This is a genomic window from Mitsuokella sp. AF21-1AC (genome assembly GCF_003458855.1).
Taxonomy (GTDB): domain Bacteria; phylum Bacillota; class Negativicutes; order Selenomonadales; family Selenomonadaceae; genus Mitsuokella.
The window spans coordinates 1-3,028 of the sequence record NZ_QRVW01000052.1 but is presented as its reverse complement, the minus strand read 5'-3'; the positions used below and the strand labels follow the sequence as shown (position 1 = coordinate 3,028).

The 3,028-nt window shown below is 48.1% G+C and carries 4 protein-coding genes; all 4 read right to left on the bottom strand.

All coding sequences use genetic code 11. The features are described from left to right. Window positions 1-590: 590 nt before the first annotated feature. The 4 genes from DWX75_RS11785 to DWX75_RS11770 all read right to left on the bottom strand — a co-directional run bounded on the left by DWX75_RS11785 (window position 591) and on the right by DWX75_RS11770 (window position 2,938). Window positions 591-971: a type II toxin-antitoxin system death-on-curing family toxin gene (locus DWX75_RS11785; protein WP_118016502.1), complete on the bottom strand. Its 381-nt coding sequence runs from the start codon at window positions 969-971 to the stop codon at window positions 591-593. Further along, the gene (locus tag DWX75_RS11780; protein ID WP_118016505.1) at window positions 968-1,210 is read right to left on the bottom strand and encodes a type II toxin-antitoxin system Phd/YefM family antitoxin; all 243 of its coding nucleotides are present in this window, start codon (window positions 1,208-1,210) and stop codon (window positions 968-970) included. Before DWX75_RS11780 ends, DWX75_RS11785 begins: the two co-directional genes overlap by 4 nt. Window positions 1,211-1,440: 230 nt before the next feature. Continuing rightward, window positions 1,441-2,742: an RNA-guided endonuclease TnpB family protein gene (locus tag DWX75_RS11775; protein WP_118016501.1), complete on the bottom strand. Its 1,302-nt coding sequence runs from the start codon at window positions 2,740-2,742 to the stop codon at window positions 1,441-1,443. Window positions 2,743-2,806: 64 nt separating this feature from the next. Next, window positions 2,807-2,938, bottom strand: coding sequence for a MerR family DNA-binding transcriptional regulator (locus tag DWX75_RS11770; RefSeq protein WP_233519606.1), 132 nt, complete (start codon window positions 2,936-2,938; stop codon window positions 2,807-2,809). Window positions 2,939-3,028 lie beyond the last annotated feature (90 nt).

Sequence of the window (3,028 nt, the reverse complement as noted above, 5' to 3'; positions counted from 1 at the left end):
CAGCACCGGCGCCGTCCTCAAATAACGCTTCATCCATATTGCAGTAAAAAACGAGCCCGGCAGGATTCCCCTCCTGTCGGGCTCGTTTTGCACCTCATCGCCCAGCCTTCCCCTCTGGGGAAGGTGGCAGCCGAAGGCTGACGGATGAGGTAAGACGCTGCGGAATGTATTCCGGCTTCAGCGCGCGGCTAAATGTGAAAGGCGGGGACGAAGGAGCAACGCTGCGCGAAGTCGGCTGGCTAAAGGACGCCAGGCACCAACGCTCCGCTTATGCTCCCTCGTCCCCTCCATGCGATTGCGGGCAATCGCTGCGCGCCTCCAGGCGGAATACATCCCTCCGCTCAGGCTCTTGCCCTTCGGCAGAGCAAGAGCGCAGCAATTCGCGCAGCCTTCCCCGTGCACGGGGAAGGTGCCCCGAAGGGGCGGAAGAGGTCCATGGAGAGCGGGGAAGAACAGAACTCAACTGCAAGTCCTTGCAAGCGTCGTAGCCCCGCGCACGGGGGCGCGAAGCGCGGGATGCCGGGGGCATCCCCGGGTTGTGCCCCGCAGGGCCGAAAGGGGTCCATGGACACATGAATAGTATGTTTCTTTCAGGCCGTTTCATGCTGTTTGATCCAGTCGAGAAGGTCGTTCTGTGTTTTATCCCCAGAAGCAATGCCCAAAATGATGGTCCATAGCTCCTCCTGCGTGTAGGTCAACGTCTGTCCATTTATCGCCAGGAACACAAGCATACAATGCGCACCAATCCTTTTGTTGCCATCGACCATGGCATGATTCTTTACGAGTCCGTAGCAAAGACGAGCTGCTTTTTCCTCAAGAGACGGGAACAGCTCAGTGCCAGAAAACATCATGAATGGAGCCGCAAGAGCGCTTTCCAGCAATCCTTCATCGCGCACTCCTTCTGTTCCGCCGGTATACGAAAGGAGTTCTTCATGCATCTGGATGACTTGATGCTTTGTCAGACGGATCATTTGGCAAGCACCTCGTATGCTTCTTTATTCTCCTTCATGAGCCGGCGGGAAACGGCCATGACATCTTCGTCCGGCATGGGCGACTCCTCCTGTATCTTCTGGAAATCCAGTACCAGATAGCGCGGCACATTGTTTTTCAGAATAAGGACAGATCCCTTCTGGTCCACCATGCGGGCAACCTTTGAAAAGTTCTGATTGGCTTCCGTCATGGGAATGAGATTATCCGTATTGATATTCATAATTATCACCGTTACTGAAAACTTATAAAAAGCCATAAACCATTAATCAAAAGCTGACTTTTACGTTTCATTCCTCGTTCATCGCATCCGTTTTTGCCATCCCGAAGGATCAACTACTCGCGTTTGATATAATGCTCTGGAGGCTTTGACATGATACTCCTTGCTTTCATAAGGAGGCAAGTCTGTTCCCGACTAACGAATCGGTACATATCTACATGGACTTCTTTCCATCAGCTTGCAGATATCATTCGCTCTGCTTCCCCATAACGTTTGAGGTTCAGTGCTGCCTGGAAGTCACGATCGATTACATTGCCGCAGGCAGGACAGACATATATCCGTTCCGACAGGTTCAGGTCTTTCTTCACATGGCCACATGCGATACAAGTTTTAGAGCTTGGAAACCATCGGTCTGCTATAATAACAGGTATCTTGGCCCATTGTGCCTTGTATTCAATCTGTCTGCGGAATTCATAAAGATTCTGTTCCTGAATCTTTATGAATAGATATCGATTCTTCATCATGCCACGGACATTCAAGTCTTCGAGACATACAAAGCTTGGTTTTCGCTTTATGATTGCCGTCGTAGCCTGATGAACGTGGTTCTGACGGATATTTGCCAGTCTGTGATTGATCCGCAAAAGCTGCTTTTCACTTTTTATAAGGTTGCTCGTTTTGCAGTAACTATCTCCTTTCTTATTCATCTGGTATTTTCGAGATACCTGACGCTGCAACCGGCGTCTTTTCTTCTTGAGTTTTCTTATTGCACGGGTCTTGTTGATATTCCCGACTTTCGTGGCGTCAGAGAGTATCGCCAAGTCCTTGATGCCTAAATCAATGCCAATCCCTTCTGTATGAGCAGGCTGCTGTTTCTTGCAAACAAAGAACAGCCCTCGTAAAGGTTTCAGCGCCCGAGATATCTGTATTCCTACCGACAGCCACCAATTCTCTCCATCGAATGTAATCCGTGGGTTCGTGTATTTGGCTCGGACAGGAATACGGTTCTTCTCAGCAAGCCGAACCCAGTTCAAACGCTGACGGTTCTTCCGCTTGCTTCCTGCAAGGCTCTCCAGTTTGACGTGAGTGTCTGTGAATTGGATCTTGACATTATCCTGATAGAAGCGGAAGTCCCCATTTTTCTTGCTCCTGAATTTGGGATGCCCGTTCATATCATAGATGGTCAAGCTCTTGCCGATGCGGGTATAATGAGTAACTTTCTTCGAGGAATACTTGATGTAGCCGGGCTGCTTCTGCTTGCGGAAGAAATTCTTGTAGGCAATGCACAAGTCTTTGATGGCCTGCTTCGTGACGTTGTTCGATATATCCAAAAGCCACTTGTTTTCCTCTGAATGCCGCAAGAGCGTGAATGCTTTGCGAAGCTCATGGTCCGTCTGGAGTTTGCGGCCTTCACGGAAGTTATCCATCTGCTTGTCCAACGCCCAATTGTAAGCATATCTTGCAGCACCAGCGAACTGGAATAGTTTAGTCTTCTGTTTATTATTCGGCAACAGCTGTACTCGGATTGACCTTATCATCTGAATCATCTCCTGCCAGCTCTCGAATCATCTTCTTCGCTTGATGAATTTGTTTTCAAAGAAATTAGTGGTAACCATTCGTTGATGTATGGTGAGAATGAAGTTTTCCACTTCTATCCCAGTTTCTGAGAGTTTGTGGGGTGACTCTGATGATTTTTACAAATTTATTGATTGTATAGTATTTCAATGGTATCACCTCGATACTATTTTACCAATAAATTAGATTGTAATCAAAGATATCTATAGGTTCGTTGTAAAATGAAGTTGAACAGTTGATCAAAAATAA

Bases quoted from the DNA above. Each gene is read 5' to 3' on its own strand.
- DWX75_RS11780 (WP_118016505.1), bottom strand. From the start codon at position 1,210: ATGAATATCAATACGGATAATCTCATTCCCATGACGGAAGCCAATCAG.
- DWX75_RS11785 (WP_118016502.1), bottom strand. From the start codon at position 971: ATGATCCGTCTGACAAAGCATCAAGTCATCCAGATGCATGAAGAACTC.
- DWX75_RS11775 (WP_118016501.1), bottom strand. From the start codon at position 2,742: ATGATAAGGTCAATCCGAGTACAGCTGTTGCCGAATAATAAACAGAAG.